This window comes from Vibrio sp. Vb0304 (genome assembly GCF_033338995.1).
GTDB lineage: Bacteria > Pseudomonadota > Gammaproteobacteria > Enterobacterales > Vibrionaceae > Vibrio > Vibrio alginolyticus.
Window position 1 is genome coordinate 1 of sequence record NZ_JAWOTT010000112.1, and the last position, 1,466, is coordinate 1,466.

General features: G+C 46.0%; 1 protein-coding gene and 1 pseudogene. Both read right to left on the reverse strand.

The window, feature by feature from the left end; translation table 11 throughout:
• Positions 1–332 (reverse strand): alanine racemase (locus tag R7P35_RS24225; protein WP_318092875.1); only part of this gene is annotated, 332 nt, incomplete at its 3' end.
• A 707-nt stretch (positions 333–1,039) separates the two neighbouring features.
• A pseudogene (locus R7P35_RS24230) lies at positions 1,040–1,466 on the reverse strand (EF-P beta-lysylation protein EpmB); the annotation flags it as partial.

Sequence of the window (1,466 nt, forward strand, 5' to 3'; positions counted from 1 at the left end):
AAGCCATGCTCACGCACTACGCGAGCTTCTTCATTACTGGTGATACCCACACATGCAACGTTGTTTGCGATGATGCTAGGCATCAGGCCTGCGATACCGTTACCGTATGCGTCAGCCTTCATGATGGCACAGATCTGAGTGTTGCCCTTTAGATCCTTCTGAAGCAACTGAATATTATTTGAAAATGCCTGAGTATCAATTTCTAGCCAAGCGTTGCTCGCCTGAACGCGCTCTTCGCGCTCGCTGTCATCAAAATCAACTAGCAGAGGAGCGGCATGTGCGGCTGTTTGGCCCATCAGAGCCAGTGCAGTTAGGCTAAGTTTCAGTTTCAAAGGATATCTCCTGTTATGAGTTTTTTCTTCTTGTTGGTTGAAGTTAAAGTGTAAATAGATGCACAACGTCGCGTAGCGCAGTAGCCTTGCGTTTCCGCTCTTCAACCCCTTGTTGTGCGTCCTTAGCAGATAATCGGTTTTCTTTGGCACTGTTGCTCAGTGCGGCAAGATTGAATGATAAGTGTTCGCAGGAAAAGGTCTCTCTTTGACCGATTCAGTCCTCTCTTCCATGCTTTGGTAACGGTTGAGATTTCGCTGCGTAAACCGTTAAGTGAGGCGTTGGCCTGGTCGACAGAATGCTTGGTTACGTCCCGAATCATCGGTTTCAGCTAGGTAATGGTTGCTGCAATACTTTCTGGTGGACTGGTTAACTTTCCGCAGAGCTGCCTTAAAGGCGATGAAGGCATTTACCATTGCGTAGACTTCACGTTTACTGGCTACCGTTCTTAACGTTTTTCATCTTCAGTTTGGTTGAATATGGATGTCGTAAACTCGACCATTTTTCATCACAATAGTGTGATTTTCATTCCATATTTTGTGTCGCAAATAATCTAGGCGGCAGAGACTACATGAGACTTAAATGTTTTAGAACGGTTTGGTGTCTTTTTTATTGAGTTTTCTGAAAATAAACAAAAATCAGAGAGAAATCGTAAGATTTTGCGTCTCGACCGACACAAAATCTCATGATTTGTAGGGGTTATAGATGGTTATGCGAGGTGTAGGTCGAGCGGCGTTTTGCTTTTTCGGCCGCCGATTTCACGGGTGAGGGTCGGGATCAGGTAGCCAGAGACGTTTTCTAATAAGCCTGCCATTAGTTGTCGGGCTCGTTCGTCATCGACCATAAAATGGGCCGCTCCCTGGACTTTGTCTAGCACGTGCAAGTAATACGGCAGGATCCCAGCATCGAACAGGGCCTCGCTGAGCTGGCTCAGGGCATCAACGGAATCATTAACGCCTCTTAGTAAAACTCCCTGATTTAGCAGGGTGACATTGGCTTCTTTTAGTTTTTTCATTGCCTGGCGCAGTTCATCGTTAATCTCATTAGCATGGTTGATGTGCGTAACAAGGATAATTTGCAAGCGTGACGCTTTTAGCAACTGACACAGCTCATCTGTGATTCGAGCTGGGATCACT